The organism is Aminobacter sp. HY435, assembly GCF_027568395.1.
Classification (GTDB): Bacteria; Pseudomonadota; Alphaproteobacteria; order Rhizobiales; family Rhizobiaceae; genus Aminobacter.
Map to the genome: position 1 here is coordinate 188573 of NZ_JANKZL010000011.1, position 20529 is coordinate 209101.

Genomic DNA, 20529 nt, shown 5'->3' on the forward strand with positions numbered 1-20529 from the left:
TTGCAGTTCGTAGAATAACGCGTAGACAATACCTCTGATTCATTTTCGGCATGCAGCAGGGACTATCGTTCCCCATGATGCTCAGGGGGGAACGATGTATTCCATTCAAGCCGGACTTTGGCTCGCATTGCGTGGCGCGGGCATGGCCGCCGCCAGGTTGCGCGCCTGCCGCGGGGCGGCACTTCTTGCCTTGTTCGCGATCGTTGCTCTGGGATTGCTTTGGCAAGCCCAGCCGGCCCGGGCGCAACCTGTCGTCTTTCTGGTCCCTCCGGACAACCAGGCTAGTCACGTCGGCGGCACCGTCAACTTCCAGGCGGTGGCCTTGAACGCCATCGGCTACCAGTGGCAGGTGAGCACGAACGGCGGCATCGGCTTCACCGACATCAGCGACGGCGCCCCCTATTCCGGCGCGACAACCGCAGTCCTGAACATCGCCGGCGCGACCGCCGACATGAACGGCTATCAGTACCGCATCATCGCAACCGGCGCTGCTGAACCTGCCGCGGTCTCGGGCTCGGCGACGCTGACGGTCATCAGTCCGCCCGCCATCACCGCGCAGCCGTCCGCCTCGGCCATTGCCGTCGGCGGGAGCGCGACGTTCAGCGTGACGGCCACAAACGCCACCGGCTACCAGTGGCAGGTGAGCACGGACGGCGGCTCCAATTTCTACAACATCTCCAACAGCGCCTCCTATTCCGGCGCGACCACGGCGGCCCTGACCCTCACCGGCGCGACCGCCGGCATGAGCGGAAATCGGTACCGCGTCGTTGCAACCGGCCTGGCTTCGCCCGCCGCCACCTCCAGTGAGGCCATGCTGATAGTCAACAGCCCGCCCGCCATCACCGATCAGCCGTCCGCCTCGACCATTGCCGCCGGCGCGGACACGACGTTCAGCGTGACGGCCTCCAACGCCACCGACTACCAGTGGCAGGTCGACCAAGGCGCCGGCTTCGCCAACATCAGCAATGGCGCGCCCTATTCCGGCGCGACCACCGCGACCCTGACCATCACCGGCGCCACCGCCGGCTTGAGCGGCTATCTCTACCGCGTCGTCGTGACCGGCCTGGCGACGCCCGCCGCCACGTCGAACAATGCGGCGCTGACCGTCCGCAGCCCCCCCGCCATCACCGCGCAGCCTTCGAACTCCACGATCGCGGTGGGTGCGAACACCGCCTTCAGCGTCACCGCTTGGGACGCCACCGGCTACCAGTGGCAGGTCAATAAAGGCGCCGGCTTCGCCTACGTCAGCAACGGCGGCGTCTATTCCGGCGCGACAACCGCGACCCTGACCATCGCCGGCGCGACCGCCGACATGAACGGCTATCAGTACCGCGTCGTTGCAACCGGCCTGGCTTCGCCCGACGCCACCTCCAGTGCGGCCTTGCTAACGGTCATGGGCCCGCCCGCCATCACCCAGGATCCTTTCGCCTCCACCATCGCGGCCGGGGATGCCATACTCTTCTATGTGGCGGCCACGAATGCCACCGCCTACCAGTGGCAGGTCAACACCGGCGCCGGCTTCACCAACATCAGCAATGGCGGTCCCTATTCCGGCGCGACAACCGCAGTCCTGCACATCGTGGGCGCGACCGCCGACATGAACGGCTATCTGTACCGCATCGTCGTAACCGGCGCTGCTGAACCCGCCGCCACCTCCAGTGCGGCCTTGCTAACGGTCATCCCCCCGCCCGCCATAACCGCACAACCGTCCAACTCGACAATTGGTGCCGGCGCCAACACCAGCTTCAGCGCGACGGCCTCGGATGTCACCGGCTATCAGTGGCAGGTGGACACCGGTTCCGGCTTCACCGACATCAGCGACAGCGCTCCCTATTCCGGCGCGACGTCGGCAACCCTGACCATCACCGGCGCGACCGCCGGCATGAACGGATATCAGTACCGCGTCGTCGCATCCGGCGCTGTTGAACCTGCCGCGACCTCGGCCACGGCGACGCTGACGGTCAACACACCGCCCGCGATCACCGCACAGCCATCCGCCTCGACCATTGCCGCAGGCGCGGACACGACGTTCAGCGTGACGGCCTCCAACGCCACCGGCTACCAGTGGCAGGTGGACACCGGTTCCGGCTTCACCGACATCAGCAATGGCGCTCCCTATTCCGGCGCGACCACGGCAACCCTGACCATCACCGGCGCCACCGCCGGCTTGAACGGCTATGTCTATCGCGTCGTCGTGACCGCTGCCGGGGGGGACGCCACCTCGAGCCCAGCAACGCTGACCGTCGACAGTCCGCCTGACATCACCGCACAGCCATCCGCCTCGACCGTTGCCGCCGGCGGCAACACCAGCTTCAGCGTGACGGCCACGAACGTCACCGGCTACCAGTGGCAGGTCGACCAAGGCGCCGGCTTCACCAACATCAGCGACGTCGCTCCCTATTCCGGCGCGACCAGCCCGACGCTGAGCATCACGGGTGCGACCGCCGGCATGAACGGCTACCTGTATCGTGTCGTCGTGTATCGTGTCGGAACCGGCTTGCCTACGTCCAGCGCCGGCTCGAACACGGCCGCGCTGACGGTCAACAGCCCGCCCGCCATCACCGGCCATCCGTCGAACTCCGCCATCGTCGCCGGAGCGAACACGACGTTCAGCGTGACGGCCTCGAACGCCACCGGCTACCAGTGGCAGGTGAATACCGGCTCCGGCTTCACCGACATCAGCAACGGCGCGCGCTATTCCGGTGCGACCACCGCCATCCTGACCATCACCGGCGCCACCATCGCAATGAATGGCGATCAGTACCGCGTCGTCGCGACCGGCCAGGCGACGCCCGCCGCCACGTCGAATTCAGCCACGCTGACGGTCAGCCTGCCAGCGCTGACGCTGTCGCCGACGGATGGTGCCTTGGCCGGCGGCACGACGGGTGTCGTCTATCCCGGCGTGACGATCTCCACCTCCGGCGGCACCGCGCCCTACAGCTACGCCGTGACTTCAAGCGCCTTGCCGGACGGCCTGGCCCTGAATGCCACGACTGGCGACATCTCAGGCACACCGACGACGGTCGAGACTGCAAGCTTCACCGTCACGGCCACCGATGACAACGGCGCAACGGCGGCTGCCGCCTACTCGCTGGCGGTGACCGCCGGGCAACCCGTGGTACCGGACCAGACGGTCGTGGTCGCGGGTGGAACGACGCCTCCGGATGTCCGGCTCGACGCCGGCGCCACCGGCGGGCCGTTCGAGAGTGCCGAACTGGTTTCGGTGGAGCCGGCCAATGCCGGCCGGGCCGAGATCACCTGGGGCGACTACGCCGCCTCCGGACCGGTCGCACCGGTCGGCTGGTATCTGAAGTTCACGCCCAACCCGGCCTATTCCGGGCAGGCGCGCGTCCGTTTCCGCCTGTTTAATGCAGTCGGCGGCTCCAACATCGGAACCGTGACCTATGCACTCGGCTATGACGCCGCCGAGGTGGCGCAGGAAGTCGACACTCTGGTGCATGGCTTCGTCCAGACGCGCCAGAACATGATCGCCTCGACCATCGCGCTGCACGGCCTGCAGGAGCGCCGCCGCATGGCGACGTCCGCTGCGCCCGCCAGCGCCCGGCTCACGCCGTCGGCCGACGGCCTGACCCTTGGCTATGCCACCAGCCTGGCGCAGATGCAGGCGGCACAAGGCAAGACGGACGGCGGCGACGTGGCCGCGCCGCCGTTCAACATCTGGGTCGACGGCGCGTTTCTGGCGCATCGCCGCGAGGACAACGACGGAAAGTGGGGCAGCTTCGGCATGGTCTCGCTTGGCGCCGACTATCTGGTCTCCGAAAAGGCGCTGGTCGGCCTGTCCTTCCACTATGATCGCATGACCGATCCGACCGACGAAGACGCGGAGCTGTCCGGCAATGGCTGGCTGGTCGGCCCCTACGCCTCCTTCGAGCTCGGCAAGGACGTGTTCTGGGACACCAGCCTGCTTTTTGGCGGCTCGGCCAACGACATCGGCACGCCGTTCTGGGACGGCAGCTTCGACACGACCCGCTGGCTCTTCGACACCGCGATCTCCGGGCAATGGCAGCTCGACGACGTTACCGTGCTGACGCCAAGGCTGCGGGCGGTCTACTTCTCCGAGAAGGTCGAGGACTATGCGGTCGAGAACGGCGCCGGCGACCGGATCGAACTCGACGGCTTCGCCCAGGAGCAATTGCGCGTCAGCCTCGGAGCCGAGATCGCCCGCTCGTTCACGCTGGAAAACGGCTCGACACTCACGCCGAAGCTCGCCGCGACGGCCGGCTTCTCCGGCCTCGACGGCTCGGGCCTGTTCGGATCGGCCTCGACCAGCCTGTCGCTGCAAACCGTCAATGGCTGGGCGATCGACGCGGCGCTGCTCTTCAACCTCGAGGGCGGGGGCGGCAAGTCGGTCGGGGCGAAGCTGGGCGCAAGCCAGCGTTTCTGAGGCAGCAACGCTGCGGCGACCGCAAAGCCGGGCGCCGCAGCGCTCAGACCATCTCCAGCGTGCGCCCGCGCGGCGCAAGCAGAGCGCAATGTCACGCGCGGCGGCGTTCTGGCGGACATGGTCGATCCTGACAGCCTTGGGGATGGCGATGAAAATCCAGGATTGCGGTTGCCGCCGGGGCGGACCTGTTGCGCGAACATCGGCTGACCGCAAGCTCGCCGACGCGGCGCGTGCTGGCCACCTGCTGCAATGCGCCGATGTTTCTCGAATTCAAGAACGGCCACTGGCTGTCCGTCTACCGAAGGCGGTTATGGCGAGGAAGGCAACACCATCGTGCGCTGGACGGAGCTGACCTGTGGCGGCCACTTCGCCGCGATGGAAGTGCCGGTGGTGTGGGCGGAAGAGGTCGCGGCGTTCTTTGCGAGCTTGCGGAGCTAGCGCGTGCCGTATGCCGCCAGGAAGATCCGCACGCTTTCCTCCGCATGGCTGCGGACTTGGCTGGCGGGCAGGATGGCGTCGTCGCCGAGGAGCATGGCGTCGTTGACCGGGGCGCCCATCACCAGCCAGTTGAAGAACGACGCCGCGGCCGGAATGTCGCCGGCCACAAGCTGCCCGGCTTCGCGATAGCGGACGAAGGCGCGCGACAGGCGCTCGATCGACCGCCCCGGCCCGAGCGCGTGCAGCGCCCTGCCCAATTCGGGAAAGCGCTCGGCCTCGCCGATGACCAGGCGGCGGAGCTGCATCAGCCGCGGCGTCATGACGATGGTCAGCTGGAGTTCGGCGAATTCGAGCAGGTAGTCGCCGATCGGGCGCTCGGGCTCGGGGTCGGCGACCTGCTCCTGATGCCTGTCGCCGGCGACGCCGGTCAGCCCCCTGACGACGTCGAGGAACAGCCCCTCCTTGCTGTGGAAATGGGCGTAGACCGTTTGCTTCGAGACATCGGCGGCCGCCGCGATCTCGTCCATGTTGGCGCCGAGGAAGCCATTCCTGAGAAACAGCCCGGCAGCAGCCGAGACGATGGTGTCGCGCGTGCGCTGCTGGCGTGTCCTGGCACCGCTCATTGTGGGCTTTCCTCCTTGGGCTCGGGCCGAAACCCGAAAAAGACGATAGGCCGAAGCGTTTGACAAATCAAACTGGACGGTCCAGTCTAATTTCTCGAACCGAAGTCAGAGGTGCAGACATGTCTGGTTCCGAGACTGCAATACGGCGCGCAACCTGCCAATGCGGACAGGTGGAGTTCGAAGCAAGCGGCGATCCGATCATCGGCGCGATATGCCACTGTTCGAGCTGCCAGAAGGCAGGCAAGCTGTTCGAGGACATGGCCGACGGCCTTGATGTGCTCGAAGGCGACGGGGGCACAGATTTCGCGCTCTATCGCAAGGACCGGGTGCGCTGCGCGCGCGGGGCGGACCTGTTGCGCGAACATCGGCTGACCGCAAGCTCGCCGACGCGGCGCGTGCTGGCCACCTGCTGCAATGCGCCGATGTTTCTCGAATTCAAGAACGGCCACTGGCTGTCCGTCTACCGAAGGCGGTTCCGGCCGCAAGACCGGCCGCCGGTCGAGATGCGGGTGATGACGGCGGACCGCCGGGCAGGCGTCGAGTTCTCCGACGGGCTGCCGAGCTATGCAAGGCATTCCGGCCTGTTCATGTGGCGGTTGTTGTCGGCCTGGGCCATGATGGGCTTTCGCAGCCCCCGGATCGACTATGTGCAGGGAGGGACCGATGTCCAAGGCAGGCGATAAGATCGAGATCAGGAACGTCATTTCGCCGGGCCATGTCGTGCGCGTCGACAAGGCCAAGTACACCGCCATGCGCGATGCGCTGCTTGCGGTGCTGCCAGCCAAGGCGCCCGGACTGACGGTGGCGGACGCCAAGGCGAGCGTGCTGCCGCTGTTGCCGGAGGCGCTGTTTCCCGGCGGCGAAAAGGCCGGCTGGTGGCTGAAGGCAGCGCAACTCGATCTTGAGGCGCAAGGCATCGTCCGGCGCGAGCCGACCAAGCCGCTCAGGCTCCACCGGGCCTGAACAGCGCGGCCTATTTTTCGCGCTGCGGATAGATCGTTTCGCCGCGCCTGAGCATCTCGACGAAGGTTTCGATCTTCTTCCTGCGGCCGGCCTCGGTCCTCATATTGTGGGTGCGGAAGGCCAGCGCGAAACGGTTCTGCTCGCTCAGCTTCGCCAGCATTGCCCTGGCCTCCGGCTCGGCGTCGATGGCGGCCTGCAGATCGTCGGGTATCTTCATGTCCTTGCCGGACTTGTAGGCGCGGTCCCAGCGCCCGTCGGCCTTGGCGGCGTCCACCTGGCGGAGCCCGTGTTCAGTCATGCGGCCTTCGGCGATCAGGCGCGCGACATTGTCGACATTGATCTGGCTCCAGGTTCCCTTCTTGCCGCGCGGCGAATAGCGCTGCAGGAAGCTCCTGGCATCCAGGCCCTTGCGCACGCCGTCGATCCAGCCCCAGCACAGCACGACATCGATCGCCTGCTTGGGCGTGATCGAGGGCAGGCCCGAGCCAAGCTTGTGGATCTTGATCCAGACCTCGTCAGCCTTGTCGTGGTGGCCGGCCAGCCAGTCGTAGAACCGCGCGGCGTCCTCGAATTCGCGCACCTTGCCGGGGTCGACAAACACCGGGGCCATCAGCTTTCGCCGCCATGGCTGATCCCACCGGGGTTCTGGCCAATCTGCATCTTCGTGTCCCTGTTTTCGATTCTGTCGTCGATAGCAGCGGACGCCGGTCCATTTTTCAAGTCCAGCCTGCAGCTTTGGCGCCTTTTGGCGATCAGATCATTTCCAGCGGACGCCTGTCCGACGGTGCCGGGAAAAGCCGGTCGAGCTCGGCCAGGTCTTGTGGGGCCAGCCTGATTTCACGCGCAGCGGCGTTCTGCCTGACATGCTCCAGCCGTGTTGCCTTGGGAATGGCGATGACGCCGGGCTGGGATAGGACCCAGGCAAGGGCTACCTGTGCCGCGGTGGCGTCGTGGCGGGCTGCGATGCCGCGAAGTCCTGCGTTGTCGGCCAATGCGCCCTGCTCGACCGGGGAATAGGCCATGATCGGGATGCCCGCGTTGCGGCACATCGGCGCGAGGTCGAACTCGATACCGCGCCGGGTCAGGTTGTAGAGCACCTGATTGGCCTGGGCGTTGCTGCCCCTGGACAGGCGGCCCATTTCCTCCATATCGTCGGCGTCGAAATTGCTGACGCCCCAGTGCCGGATCTTGCCGGACTGGCGCAACTCCTCGAACACCGCGATGGTCTCGGACAACGGCACACCGCCGCGCCAGTGCAAGAGATAAAGATCGATGCGGTCTGTGTGCATGCGCTTCAGGCTTGCCTCGCAAGCCCGGATGACGCCATTGCGCGAGGCATTGGACGGCAGAACCTTCGAGACCAGGAACACCTCGTCGCGGCGCCCCGCGATGGCTTCTCCGACGACCTTCTCGGCGCCGCCGTTGCCATACATCTCGGCGGTGTCGATCAGCGTGACGCCAAGATCGAGCCCCAGCCTGAGGGCTGCCACCTCATCGGCTGCCCGACTGCGGTCCTCGCCCATCATCCAGGTGCCCTGGCCGAGAACCGGCACAGGCTCGCCCGAAGGCAGGGTTGTGGTTGCATGCATGGCGGCCTCCCGATGATTGCCGCCAGCTTACAGTGCCGGGTGCGGTTTGCCACCGCCCCGACGCAGCGACACGTTACTTGGCCGGATGCGCGGCCAGCCAGGCTTCCATCCGCTTGATTTCAGCCTCCTGCGCGGAGATGACTTCCACGGCGAGCTTGCGCAGTTCCTGATCCTTGCCCTGCTCGAGCAGGACCTTGGCCATGTCGATGGCAGCCCGATGATGCGGGATCATGCCGCGTACAAAGTCGATGTCGGCATCGCCGCTATGTTCGACCGCCATCATGTCCGCGTGCATCTTGTCCATCGCAGCCTTGTAGGCCTCGGTGGCGGCGCTGTTTGCCACCGCCGGCGCCATATGGGCGCTATGGTCGGTCTGGGCGGGCGCGGTCTCGAGCAGCACTGCAACCAGCATGCCCGCCGCCATCAAGGCGAGCACAAACTTCTTGGTCAGGTTCATCGATTAGCTCCTTGTTGGGGGCGCGCGCTCACAGCTTGATCGCCCTGAGACGCAGCGCATTGGCAATGACCGACACCGACGACAGGCTCATCGCGGCGGCGGCAATCATCGGCGACAAAAGCGTGCCGAGGACCGGATATAGAACGCCTGCGGCGACCGGGACACCCAGAACGTTGTAGACGAAGGCGAAAAACAGGTTCTGCTTGATGTTGCCAATGGTCGCCTGGGCGAGCTTGCGGGCACGCACGATGCCCGTCAGGTCACCCTTGAGCAGCGTGATGCCGGCACTTTCCATGGCGACGTCGGCGCCGGTGCCCATGGCGATGCCGACATCGGCGGCTGCAAGGGCGGGCGCATCGTTGACGCCGTCGCCGGCCATGGCGACGCCCTGGCCCCTGGCGCAAAGCTCGTCGACCAGCGCCTTCTTGCTTTCCGGCAGCATGTCGGCGCGAACCTCGTCGATGCCGAGCTTCTGGGCCACGGCCCTGGCGGTGCGCTCGTTGTCGCCGGTCGCCATGATGATCTTGAGGCCAAGATCGTGCAGCGCCCGGATGGCTTCGGCGGCAGTCGCCTTGATCGGATCGGCGACGGCGACAATGCCGGCGGGCTTGCCGTCGACGGCGACGAACATTGCGGTCTTGCCGTCGCTGCGCAGCGCGTCGGCGCCGGCTGCGAGATCGCCCAGCTCCATGCCGAGATCGGTCATCATCGCGGCGTTGCCGAGCGCCACCTTGCGGCCAGAGACTGTGCCGGAGACGCCCTTGCCGGTGACCGACTCGAAGTGCTGGACCTCGGGCACCGCGATGCCGCGCTTGCCGGCGCCTTCGACGATCGCGTCGGCGAGCGGATGCTCGGAACCCTTTTCCAGACCGGCCGCGAGGGCCAGCAACTCGTCATCGGAGATGCCCGCTGTGGTGACAACATCGGTCAACTGCGGCCGGCCTTCGGTCAGGGTGCCGGTCTTGTCGACGATGAGGGTGCGAACACGCGCGAAACGTTCGAGCGCTTCGGCATCCTTGATCAGCACGCCTGCCTGGGCGCCGCGGCCGGTCGCCGTCATGACCGACATCGGCGTGGCGAGGCCCAGCGCGCAGGGACAGGCGATGATCAGCACCGAGACGGCCGAGACGATGGCATAGACCATGCTCGGCTCGGGACCGAAGATCGCCCAGGCGATGAATGCGGCGATGGCGATCAGCACCACCGTCGGCACGAAATAGAACGAGACGCGGTCGGCCAGCCCCTGGATGGGCGCGCGGCTGCGCTGGGCCTTGGCAACCATGTCGACGATCTGCGACAGCACCGTGTCGGCGCCGACCTTGTCTGCGCGCATGATCAGCGCGCCATTCTTGTTGAGCGTGCCGCCGGTCAGCTTGTCGCCCTCGGTCTTTTCGACCGGCAGCGGCTCGCCCGTGATCATCGATTCGTCGACCGAGGATCGGCCTTCGAGCACGACGCCGTCGACCGGCACCGCATCGCCGGGTCGAATGCGCAAACGCTCGCCACTGGCCACCTGTTCGAGCGGGACATCGCTCTCGGATCCGTCCTGGGCAATGCGCCGAGCCGTCTTGGGCGCGAGATCGAGAAGCGCGCGAATGGCCGACCCGGTACGCTCGCGGGCTCTCAGTTCCAGCACCTGGCCGAGGAAGACCAGCGCCACGATGACCGCAGCGGCCTCGAAATAGACCGGCACCGAGCCGCCATGGCCGCGGAACTCGTGCGGGAACAGGTCCGGCAGCAGGACCGCTACGACGCTGTAGAGATAGGCCGCGCCGACGCCGAGCGAGATCAGCGTCCACATGTTTGGGCTGCGGTTGAGGATCGAATCCCAGCCACGCCGGAAGAAAGGCAAGGCCGCCCACAGGACGACGGGCGTTGCCAACAGAAATTCGAGCCACACGGCTGTCGTCTCGCCGATCCAGTCGCGTACGGGCAGGCCGACCATGGGCCCCATGGTGATGACGAGCAGCGGAATGGAGAGGGCCGCGCTTACCCAGAAGCGATGCGTGAAGTCGACCAGTTCGGGGTTCGGGCCGTCATCGGCGCTCGGCATAAGCGGCTCGAGCGCCATGCCGCAGATCGGGCAGGAGCCGGGCTTGTCCCTGATGATCTCGGGGTGCATCGGACAGGTGTATTGCGTGCCCTTCGGCATGGCCTGCACCGCAGGCTTGCCGGACAGGTACTTTGCCGGCTCGGCGGTGAACTTGCCCTCGCAGGTCGACGAGCAGAAGTAGTGGCCGGTGCCTTCATACTTGAGGAAATGCCGAGCCGTGTCGCGCGCAACGTCCATGCCGCAAACGGGATCCTTGGCGCTGACATATCTGTCGGGCGCAGCCTGGAACTTGTCACGGCACGAAGCGCTGCAGAAGTGATAGAGGTGGCCGCCATGCTGGAGCGTCGGCTTGCCGGCCCGGGGATCGACCAGCATGCCGCAGACGGGATCGCGGACCACCGCTTCGGCGGCCGGCTTGGCGTGGGCATGCCCGGCATGGTGGTCGGTGTGGTCGTCACTGTGCTTCATTTGACAGAATCCCGTCCATGCGAAAAAAGAGGAGCGTACAGATTGCCCCTACTGGAAGGTCAAGCCCTAACCGGCCTGAGTTTCTTCATCTCAATGCAGCTCTTCAACATTCTGCGGCTTGCGATGTTCCACGCCGCCGCCTTCGGTAACAGTGGATGATGACGACCAGAAACAGTGCTGATCTCGAGACGTCCAACGCCAGGCTGGCGATCAAGGTGCATTGCTGCCACTTCTGGGAAGGAATGACCGCCGACGTCATCATGGAACGATGGATCGCGCCTTGGGCGAACGTATTCGGGTCGAGCGTGACGATCTGCGACAAGCTGGCAGATGCCGACCTGGTGCTCATCGGCCCGTTTGCACCGAAGCACGAAAATGTTCCGGGAACGCGCATGCCAATGGTGCCGGCTGGCGGCTACGAACGTGTGTTCATCACCGGTGAAAACGCAACGCCGGTGATGGATGTCTGCGAATGGGCGCTCGCCTTCGATTTTGAGCCGGACATCGGCAACGACCACTATATGCGCTACCCCATCTACGCCTGGAGTTGGGGCGGCCATGGCGATTCAATCCTGCATGCGCTCGTTGCGAAGGCTCCCGAGACGCCGGCCGAACGGGCTGCGCGCCGACATTTCTGCGCCTTCATCTACAGCAACAAGCGCGCCAAGCTGCGCCGCTGGCTGTTCAGGACTCTGTCGCTCTATCGCCGTGTCGATGCGCCGGGACGCGTGCAGAACAACTGCCTGCCGATTGGTCCGACGGGGAAGGCCAAGATCGACTTCCTAAAGGAACGCAGGTTCACCATCGCCTTCGAAAACAGTTCGGCCCCCGGATACACCACCGAAAAGATCGTCGATGCGATGCAGGCCGGAAGCGTTCCGATCTATTGGGGCGATCCCAGGGTTGCAGAGCAGTTTGACGAGCGCTGCTACATCAACTGGCACGCCCACGAAGCCCGTATCTGCCGGGTACTTGCGCTTGGCAACGACAAGCTGGCGCGGTCGCGCATTGTCCGCAAGCTGGCGACGCCCTTGACGCTGCTCTCCGTTGTCCGGCGTACAATCAAGGCCGACCGCGATCCTGCAATCTACGAGGCGTTCTTCGCGCAGAGCCCACTGACCGAGCACACGCGTTCCTACCTCGATGAACGCCGCATCGCCGATTTCTGGCACCAGGTCCTCAAATCGTCGGAAACGCGGGCAAGGGCGAAAACAGCGGCCGGACGATGATTTCGCCGCGAAGACAGGCCGGAGTTTTCGCGCTATAGACGCGGCCTCAAGGGCGAGGCCAACAGGGGCAGATGACGAATATTGCGCTCAACCTGAATCTTCTGATCGACGCGGACGCGCTGCGGCGCGACCTCAGCGCGCTGACAGGCGACACCGGCAACGGCGCCGATCCGGACATCCGGGCGACTGCGCTGGCCTTTTTCAAGGAGCGGATCGCCACCGGCAAGAAGATCGCCGAGGGCATGCTGATGGAAGACGAGGGCGGGACGGCCTGCGCGACCCGTATCTCGCATCTGATGGACGAGGTGATCCGCGTCCTCTACGACTTCGCCGCCACCCACGTCTATCGCGCCAAGAACCCCTCGCGGGCCGAGCGCATGGCGATCGTCGCCGTCGGTGGCTATGGCCGCGGCACGCTGGCGCCGGGCTCGGACATCGACCTGTTGTTCCTGCTGCCCTACAAGCAGACGCCGTGGGGCGAACAGATCGTCGAATACATGCTCTACATGCTGTGGGACATGGGCCTGAAGGTCGGTCATGCCACCCGCAACATCGACGAGTGCCTCAGACTGTCGCGCAGCGACATCACCATCCGAACCGCCATTCTCGAAGCGCGCTTCATCTGGGGCGAGAAGCCGCTCTGCGACGAGCTGATCGAGCGCTTCGATCGGGAACTGATCAAGGACACCGGCCCCGAATACGTGCAGGCCAAGCTTGCCGAACGTGACGCCCGCCATGCCAAATCGGGCGAAAGCCGCTACCTCGTCGAGCCGAACGTCAAGGACGGCAAAGGCGGCCTGCGCGACCTGCATACGCTGTTTTGGATCGGCAAATATTACTACCGCGTGCGGACCGGTGCCGAGCTTATCGACAAGGGCGTCTTCACCCAAGGCGAGTACGGACAGTTCGTCGAGGCCGAGGATTTCCTCTGGGCGGTGCGTTGCCACATGCACTTCCTGACCGGCAAGCCGGAGGAAAGGCTGCATTTCGACATCCAGCGCGAGATCGCCGAGCGGCTTGGCTACACGACGCAGCCGGGGCTTTCGGCTGTCGAGCGCTTCATGAAGGACTACTTCCTCGTGGCCAAGGAAGTGGGCGACCTGACGCGCATCTTCTGCGCCGCCCTCGAAGAGGAGCAGGCCAAGGACGCGCCAGGCTTCCACGGACTGCTGCAGGGTTTTTCGCGCCGCCGCCGCAAGCTCGCCGGCACCAGCGACTTCATCATCGACAACCAGCGCATCAATGTCGCCGACGTCAAGGTGTACGAGCGCGACCCCGTCAACATGCTGCGGCTGTTCTGGTTTGCGGACCGGCACGGGCTCGAGCTGCACCCGAACGCGCTGAAGCTTCTGACACGTTCGCTGGGGCTGGTGGATCGCACCCTGCGCCGGAACGAGGAGGCCAATCGCTACTTCCTCGACATACTGACATCGGACCGCAGTCCCGAGCTCAATCTCCGGCGGATGAACGAGGCGGGCCTGCTCGGACGCCTGATCCCAGACTTCGGCAAGATCGTCGCGATGATGCAGTTTTCGATGTACCACCACTACACGGTGGACGAGCATCTGCTGCGCTGCGTCGGGGTGCTGTCGGAGATCGAGCATGGCGACGGCGAGAAAATCCACCCGCTCAGCCATTCGCTGATCGGCAGCCTGAAGAAGCAGCGCGAGGTGCTCTACGTCGCGGTGCTGCTGCACGACATCGCCAAGGGCCGCCCGGAAGACCATTCGGAGGCCGGCGGCAAGATCGCCCGCCGCATCTGCCCGCATATGGGCCTGTCGCCGGCCGACACCGAGACGGTGGCCTGGCTGGTGGAGAACCACCTGGTCATGTCGATGACGGCGCAGACGCGCGACCTCAACGACCGCAAGACCATCGATGATTTCGCCGATGTGGTGCAGTCGGTGGAGCGGCTGAAGCTCTTGCTGATCCTGACCGTCTGCGACATCCGAGGCGTCGGGCCAGGCGTCTGGAACGGCTGGAAAGGCCAGTTGCTGCGCACCCTGTATTACGAAACGGAATTGCTGCTGACCGGCGGCTTCTCCGAAGTCTCGCGGGCCGAGCGGACGGCTGCGGCGCGCGAGGTCCTGAGCGAGGCCCTCGCCGACTGGCCGGAGCGGACGCGCAAGAAGTACGTCAAGCTGCACTACGACAACTACCTGCTGACGGTCGATCTTGACGACCAGAAACGCCACGCCGAGTTCATCCGCGCCGCCGACGAGGCGGGCAAGCACCTGTCGACGATGGTCAGGACCCGCGAGTTCGAGGCGGTGACCGAAATCACCGTTCTGGCGCAGGACCATCCGCGGCTCTTGTCGGTGATTGCGGGGGCCTGTGCGGCTGCCGGCGGCAACATCGTCGATGCCCAGATCTTCACGACGGCCGACGGGCGCGCGCTGGACATCATCCTGATTTCCCGCGAGTTCGACCGCGACGAGGACGAACGCCGGCGCGCCGAGCGTGTCGGCCAGCTGATCGAGGACGTGCTTTCGGGCAAGAGCTGGCTGCCGGAGATGATCGCCAAGCGCGCCAAGCCCAAACGCGGCCAGAAGACCTTCCGCATCCAGCCGCGCGCCGAAATCCGCAACGCCTTGTCCAACCGGTTCTCGGTGGTCGAGGTCGAGGGCCTCGACCGGCCCGGCTTCCTTTCGGAAATCACGGGTGCGTTGTCCGACCTGTCGCTCGACATCGCCTCGGCGCATATCACGACCTTTGGCGAAAAGGTCATCGACACATTCTACGTCACCGACCTGACCGGCCAGAAGATCGACAACCCGACCCGGCTCGACAACATCCGCAATCGCCTGATCGCCACCCTCGAGGGTCCGGCCGCCGAACGCGCCAGAACAAAGGCGGCGGCAGCCGAATGACCGCAGCCATTATCCCGCCCAAATCCGCAAGGCATCGTCGCGCCCCATGTCACTGGTAAAGAAATTCGCGACGGTCGCGTCGGGCACGCTGATGAGCCGCATTCTCGGTTTCGCGCGCGAGATGCTGATGGCGGCAGCGCTCGGCACCGGGCCGGTGGCGGACGCCTTCTATGCCGCCTTCCAGTTCCCCAACACGTTCCGGCGGCTGTTCGCCGAGGGTGCGTTCAACGCGGCCTTCGTGCCGCTGTTTGCCAAGGAGATCGAGGCCAACGGCGTCGAGGGCGCCAAGCGGTTTTCCGAAGAGGTGTTCGGTGTCCTGTTCACGGCGCTGCTGGCGCTGACCATCGTGATGGAACTGGCGATGCCGCTGATCGTGCGGTTCGTCGTGGCGCCGGGCTTCACCGCCGACCCCGAGAAATATGACCTGACGGTGGCACTTGCCACGATCATGTTCCCCTACCTGATCTGCATGTCGCTGGCGGCGATGATGAGCGGCATGCTGAATTCGCTGCGCCGCTATTTCGCCGCCGCGGTCGCGCCGGTTTTCCTCAACATCATCCTGGTCGGCGTGCTCGCCAACGCCTGGTATCGCGGCCATGACGGCCTGACCGTCGGCTATGCGCTGGCCTGGGGCGTTCTGGCGGCGGGCATCGTGCAACTCGGCATCGTCTGGATCGCGGTGCGCCACGCCGGCATCTCGATCGGCTTTCGCCGCCCGAAACTGACGCCCAACGTCAAGCGCCTGCTGTGGCTCGCCCTGCCCGCCGCGATCACCGGCGGCATCACCCAGATCAACACGCTGATCGGCACCGCGATCGCCTCGGGTCAGGAGAGCGCGGTTTCGTCGCTCAACCTCGCCGACCGCGTCTACCAGCTGCCGCTTGGGGTAGTCGGCGTGGCCGTCGCCATCGTGCTGTTGCCGGAGCTGTCGCGGGCGCTGAAGTCGGGCAACATGATCGAGGCGGCCAATCTGCAGAACCGGTCGGTGGAATTCACGCTGTTCCTGACGTTGCCTGCAGCAGTGGCCCTGCTCGTCATCTCCGAACCGATCGTGCGCGTGCTCTACGAGCGCGGCGCCTTCGCGGCGTCGAACAGCACGCCCGTGGTGGCCTCGATCCTCGCCATCTTCGGACTGGGTCTGCCGGCGTTCGTGCTGATCAAGGCGTTCACGCCCGGTTTTTTCGCCCGCGAGGACACCCGCACGCCGATGTATTTCGCGGCGATCTCCGTCGCCATCAACATCACGGTGGCGCTGACGCTGTTTCCGTCGATGGGCGCGCCAGGCATCGCGGCTGCGGCGGCAGCCGCCGGCTGGGCCAACGCCGCGATGCTGCTCGGCATGCTGGTCTGGCGCGGCCACTGGAACCGCGACGCCGCCCTGTTGAGACGGATTCCCCGACTGCTGGTGGCTACGGCCGTCATGGCGGGCGCGCTGTGGTACGCCACCGGCCGTGCCGACCAATGGCTCGGCTCCGCCGCCCCGTTCTACACGCAGGCGGCAGCGCTCGCGGTTATTGTCTTCGGCGCGATGGTCATCTATTTCGGTGTCGCCTTCGGCATCGGTGGCGCCGATTTCGGCATGGTCCGGCGCAACGTCCGGCGCGGCGGAGCCAAGCCGGCACCGGGCACGGTAGAGCCCGACTGACGCACGATGTTTCGAAATCTTAAGAATTGCCGGCCATAAAGCTCCGCGTGTTCAATATTGGGCCGTAGCAAGTCTTGTTCTGCGCGGTTCGCGGTGACAGGGGCTCCAAGCCCGATGCAGCCAAACGTACGGCTATACTACATCGACTGGCTGCGGGTCAGCGCGTTTGCCTTGCTCATCGTCTATCATTCCTCGGTCGCCTTCTTCCCTGATCTGGACTGGTTGATCAGCAGCGCCGAGCGTAGCGAAATGCTGTCCCTCGTCATGATGTCGCCGCGCAGCTGGCGACTGGCGCTGCTGTTTTTCGTTTCCGGCATGGGCACCTGGTTTGCATTCCGGTCCGAGAGTGGCATCGCGTTCCTGCGCGGACGGTTCATCCGGCTCTTCCTGCCGCTGATCTTCGCGATGTGCGTCATCATCGTGCCGCAGGTCTGGTACGAGCGCATGCACGATGGCCGTTTTTCGGGATCGCTGTTCGAGTTCTGGGTGTTCAACTATTTCACAGAGGGGCGCTATCCGACCGGCAATTTCTCGTGGGCGCACATGTGGTTCGTCGCCTACCTGCTGGTCATGACGGTCATCTGCACCCCCGTTTTCCTGCTGGTGACCGCCCCCCGAATGCAGCCGGCCATGAACCGGTTCGAGCTTGTCGCGCGCTCGCCAGCGGTCTATCTGCTGATGCTGTTACCCCTGGTGCTGAACCTGTTGCTGTCGCCGTTCTTCCCGCGCGCGACCAACGTGCTCTACAATGACGGCGCCTGGTTTGCCGCGTGGGCCAGTTGGTTCGGCCTCGGCTTCCTCATCGCCAAGCACCATCAGGCGGTGATCGGCGGCATCGTCGCCCGGCGCTGGTGGAGCCTGGCACTGGCGCTGGCGCTCAACGTCGCGCTTTACCGCTTTGCCTGGATGGACGAGGTGGCCGGCGTCGGCGGCGAGCACGGCGGCATGCCGATGCTGCTCTACAAGCTGCTGACCTTTTCGCTCGCCTGGAGCGTGATCCTGACCTGTGTGGGTTTCGGGGCGCTGTACGCCAATCGCCCGAGCAGGACGCTTGCCTGGCTGAATGCCAAGATCTTTCCGCTTTACATCGTCCACCAGACCTTTGTGCTGATGGCACTGTTTTACGTACTTCCGTTCAACCAGCCCCTCTGGATCAAACTGATCCTGGTGGTTACGATCACCACCTTCTGGTCACTCGCCTTCGCGATCGTTGCGGACCGGCTGCCCGCGCCCTACCGGACGCTGGTCGGCCTGCCGGCCAGGAAGGCCGCGCGCGCCGCCGGCAGCCGGCCTGTGACCGCCGAAACCTGAGGACCCAACGGTGTCTTTTTGGCGTTGCTTTGACATCGCCTGCACAGATACAGGGACTTATGCCGCGAAGCGGACGCACCGGGAATGTGCCCAAGTGCAATAGGGGGAAGTATCCACGATGAGACTGCCGATAGGATGCGATGTTCGCGACCTGACGACCCACAACGACGATCGCGGAAACCTGACCGAAATCTTCCGCCAGGAATGGAAATCCGGCATCGAGCCCGTGCAGTGGAACTTCGTGCGCAGCCAGCCGAACGTGCTGCGCGGCGTGCACGTCCACGTGATTCACTCAGACTATCTCGTTTGCCTCGAAGGCACGCTCGTCCTTGCGCTTTCGGACGTTCGCCCGGAATCGCCGACGCATGGCCTTGCGACGACGGTGACCCTCAAGGGATCGAAGATGCAGGCTGCACTGATCCCGCCCGGTGTCGCGCATGGCTTCCATTTCCCCGAAGCTTCCAGCCTTTGCTATTCGGTATCGCACTACTGGAACACGGTGGACGAGATCGGCTGCCGCTGGGACGATCCCGACCTCGGCCTCGACTGGCAGGTTCGCGATCCCGCGCTTTCGCCGCGCGACACGACCGCCGGCAGCGCCGCCGAAATGACGCGGCAGTACCTTACCGTGCGCGAGCAACTGAGGGCCAGCCGTGACTGACAAGCCGCATGTCGGGCTGATCGGCTGCGGCGGCTGGGGCAAGCTGATCCTGCGCGACCTGAAAACGCTCGGCGCCCGGGTCACGTGCGTGGCCCCAAGCGAGAGGTCCCGCGCCAACGCCATGGCCAATGGCGCCGACCACATTGTCTCGACGATGGCCGAGCTTCCCGCGGTAGAGGGGGCCGTCGTGGCCACCCCAAGCGACAACCATGGCGCGGTTCTGCTCGGCCTGTTGCCGCGCAACATTCCGCTGTTTGTCGAAAAGCCGCTGACATCCGATCTCGCGACGGCGCAGCTGCTCGCCAGAACCGCACCGGATCGCATCTTCGTCATGGACAAGTGGCGTTACCACTCCGGCATCGAACGCATTGCCCAATATGCAAGAAGCGGCGAGATCGGCGACGTCCTGGGACTCAGGCTGTACCGGCTCGGCTGGTCGATGACCCACAACGAGGTCGACCCGATCTGGAACCTGTTGCCGCATGACCTGTCGATCTGCCTGCACGTTCTGGGCAACATTCCGCCCGTCGATGTCGCGTTCGCCGACGGACTGGGTCCCGCATCCAGCGGTCTCGTCGCCCTGCTCGGTCGCACCGCCGGGCCACGCGTGGTCATCGAGACATCGGCTCACCATCCGGTCAACCGGCGATCGGTGATCCTGGCATGCACCAGCGGCACGGTCACGCTGAATGGCAGTCTCGACGATCATCTGATCCTGCGCCAGGGAACGCCGGACAAGCTGGACGCGCCGGAGATCAAGGTGCCGTTTCAAAACGACATGCCGCTCAAGGCAGAACTCGCAGTCTTCCTGCGCCATTTGCGCGGCGGGCCGCCGCCGATGAGTTCGGTTGCTGAAGGCGCCTTGATTGTCGAGCGCGTTTGCGAGATCAGGCGCAAGGCAGGGCTGCCCGAGTGAGCCACAAACCCTTCGCCACCGTGCTGATGCCGACGCACAATCATGCGCACCTGATCGGCTATTCGATCCGGAGCATCCAGGAACAGACCTTTTCCGATTTCGAGCTGTTCGTGGTCGGCGACGGCGCATCGGCCGAGACGCGCGACGTCGTCGAGGACCTTGCCCGCAACGATCCGCGTATCCGCTATTTCGATTTCCCGAAAGGACAACGCCACGGCGAAGCCCACAGGCACGTCGTCCTGCAGCAAGCGCGCGGCGAGATCGTTGCATATTGCGGCGACGACGACCTTTGGTTGCGCGGACATCTTGCAAGCCTGGCCAAACTGCTGAAGCGATACGACTTCGGCCACATGGTGCAGATCAACGTGCATGGCCGAAACGAGTTCGTGGTTTACGGCGGTAGCTTCGCCGAGCCCGACTGCTGGCAAAAGGTGCGCGACGGCCAGAAAACCTTCTTCGGCCTGACGGTTGGTGGTCACCGCATGAGCGCTTATCGCGCACTGCCGGTCGGCTGGAGCCCGGCACCTGCCGATGTCTTCACTGACCAGTTCATGTGGCGAAAGTTCATGCGCCAACCAGGCTTGCGCTTCGGCTCGGGACTGGAAGCCACTTCCATCCATATCGCCTCGCCGTTGCGCACCGATTGGACGGCACAGGAGCGCATCACCGAACTGAACGACCTTTTCGAGCGCCGCAATAGCGTCGCACTGCGGCTCGCTCTGGAAGAGGCGATCCGCAAGGCGCACAAGGGATGGACAGCGCCCACCGACCCGGTGCTCGTTCGCCTTGTCAGCCATGGGAAGCGGCTTGGCGTGCGCATCGAGAACCTGCTTCGCAGCTGGCGCACCACTTGATCGACCAGGCGCCATCGTTCATAAGCGCCTCTCGCATTTCGCCGCGC

16 protein-coding genes and 1 pseudogene are annotated in these 20529 nt (G+C 65.1%); 12 read left to right on the forward strand and 5 right to left on the reverse strand.

From position 1 onward, the window contains the following. Positions 1 to 94 precede the first annotated feature (94 nt). Positions 95 to 4405: a putative Ig domain-containing protein gene (locus tag PCJ21_RS17590; protein WP_269932720.1), complete on the forward strand. Its 4311-nt coding sequence runs from the start codon at positions 95 to 97 to the stop codon at positions 4403 to 4405. 249 nt (positions 4406 to 4654) lie between these two features. After that, the gene (locus PCJ21_RS17595; protein WP_269932721.1) at positions 4655 to 4843 is read left to right on the forward strand and encodes a hypothetical protein; all 189 of its coding nucleotides are present in this window, start codon (positions 4655 to 4657) and stop codon (positions 4841 to 4843) included. Here PCJ21_RS17595 and PCJ21_RS17600 read toward each other — a convergent pair. After that, positions 4840 to 5466, reverse strand: coding sequence for a TetR/AcrR family transcriptional regulator (locus PCJ21_RS17600; RefSeq protein ID WP_269932722.1), 627 nt, complete (start codon positions 5464 to 5466; stop codon positions 4840 to 4842). The two genes, PCJ21_RS17595 and PCJ21_RS17600, sit on opposite strands and share 4 nt — an antisense overlap. A gap of 119 nt (positions 5467 to 5585) precedes the next feature. Here PCJ21_RS17600 and PCJ21_RS22120 point away from each other — a divergent pair. From PCJ21_RS22120 to PCJ21_RS17610, 3 genes and pseudogenes are all read left to right on the forward strand, one after another. Then, positions 5586 to 5693 (forward strand): annotated as a pseudogene (locus tag PCJ21_RS22120) (GFA family protein); the annotation flags it as partial. Between the two features lie 30 nt (positions 5694 to 5723). Beyond that, complete coding sequence (locus PCJ21_RS17605) at positions 5724 to 6149, forward strand: hypothetical protein (RefSeq protein WP_269932723.1); 426 nt, start codon at positions 5724 to 5726, stop codon at positions 6147 to 6149. Beyond that, on the forward strand, positions 6130 to 6429 hold the full coding sequence (locus PCJ21_RS17610) for a DUF6958 family protein (RefSeq protein WP_269932724.1): 300 nt from the start codon (positions 6130 to 6132) through the stop codon (positions 6427 to 6429). Before PCJ21_RS17605 ends, PCJ21_RS17610 begins: the two co-directional genes overlap by 20 nt. A gap of 10 nt (positions 6430 to 6439) precedes the next feature. On the opposite strand, the gene PCJ21_RS17615 is transcribed toward PCJ21_RS17610, so the two are convergent. The 4 genes from PCJ21_RS17615 to PCJ21_RS17630 form a co-directional block, all read right to left on the reverse strand. Continuing rightward, a complete protein-coding gene (locus tag PCJ21_RS17615; RefSeq protein ID WP_269932725.1) occupies positions 6440 to 7039 on the reverse strand; it encodes a YdeI/OmpD-associated family protein in 600 nt (199 codons plus the stop codon). 142 nt (positions 7040 to 7181) lie between these two features. After that, positions 7182 to 8018, reverse strand: coding sequence for an aldo/keto reductase (locus PCJ21_RS17620; protein ID WP_269932726.1), 837 nt, complete (start codon positions 8016 to 8018; stop codon positions 7182 to 7184). Positions 8019 to 8091: 73 nt separating this feature from the next. Then, entirely contained in the window at positions 8092 to 8475 is a 384-nt protein-coding gene (copM, locus tag PCJ21_RS17625) for a CopM family metallochaperone (RefSeq protein WP_269932727.1), read from the reverse strand. 28 nt (positions 8476 to 8503) lie between these two features. Then, a complete protein-coding gene (locus PCJ21_RS17630) occupies positions 8504 to 10996 on the reverse strand; it encodes a heavy metal translocating P-type ATPase (RefSeq protein WP_269932728.1) in 2493 nt (830 codons plus the stop codon). A 155-nt stretch (positions 10997 to 11151) separates the two neighbouring features. Between PCJ21_RS17630 and PCJ21_RS17635 the strand changes: the two genes are divergently transcribed. The 7 genes from PCJ21_RS17635 to PCJ21_RS17665 all read left to right on the forward strand — a co-directional run bounded on the left by PCJ21_RS17635 (position 11152) and on the right by PCJ21_RS17665 (position 20482). After that, entirely contained in the window at positions 11152 to 12225 is a 1074-nt protein-coding gene (locus PCJ21_RS17635) for a glycosyltransferase family 10 domain-containing protein (protein WP_269932729.1), read from the forward strand. Positions 12226 to 12296: 71 nt separating this feature from the next. Beyond that, positions 12297 to 15095, forward strand: coding sequence for a [protein-PII] uridylyltransferase (locus tag PCJ21_RS17640; protein WP_269932730.1), 2799 nt, complete (start codon positions 12297 to 12299; stop codon positions 15093 to 15095). Between the two features lie 46 nt (positions 15096 to 15141). Then, positions 15142 to 16740, forward strand: coding sequence for a murein biosynthesis integral membrane protein MurJ (murJ, locus tag PCJ21_RS17645; RefSeq protein WP_269932731.1), 1599 nt, complete (start codon positions 15142 to 15144; stop codon positions 16738 to 16740). A gap of 114 nt (positions 16741 to 16854) precedes the next feature. After that, the gene (locus PCJ21_RS17650) at positions 16855 to 18051 is read left to right on the forward strand and encodes an acyltransferase family protein (RefSeq protein ID WP_269932732.1); all 1197 of its coding nucleotides are present in this window, start codon (positions 16855 to 16857) and stop codon (positions 18049 to 18051) included. Between the two features lie 118 nt (positions 18052 to 18169). Then, complete coding sequence (locus tag PCJ21_RS17655; protein WP_269932733.1) at positions 18170 to 18712, forward strand: dTDP-4-dehydrorhamnose 3,5-epimerase family protein; 543 nt, start codon at positions 18170 to 18172, stop codon at positions 18710 to 18712. Beyond that, positions 18705 to 19628 carry a Gfo/Idh/MocA family protein gene (locus tag PCJ21_RS17660; protein WP_269932734.1) on the forward strand — a complete coding sequence of 308 codons (924 nt, stop codon included), beginning with the start codon at positions 18705 to 18707 and terminating at the stop codon, positions 19626 to 19628. The genes PCJ21_RS17655 and PCJ21_RS17660 overlap by 8 nt, the downstream gene beginning before the upstream one ends. Next, positions 19625 to 20482: a glycosyltransferase family 2 protein gene (locus PCJ21_RS17665; protein ID WP_269932735.1), complete on the forward strand. Its 858-nt coding sequence runs from the start codon at positions 19625 to 19627 to the stop codon at positions 20480 to 20482. Before PCJ21_RS17660 ends, PCJ21_RS17665 begins: the two co-directional genes overlap by 4 nt. Positions 20483 to 20529 lie beyond the last annotated feature (47 nt).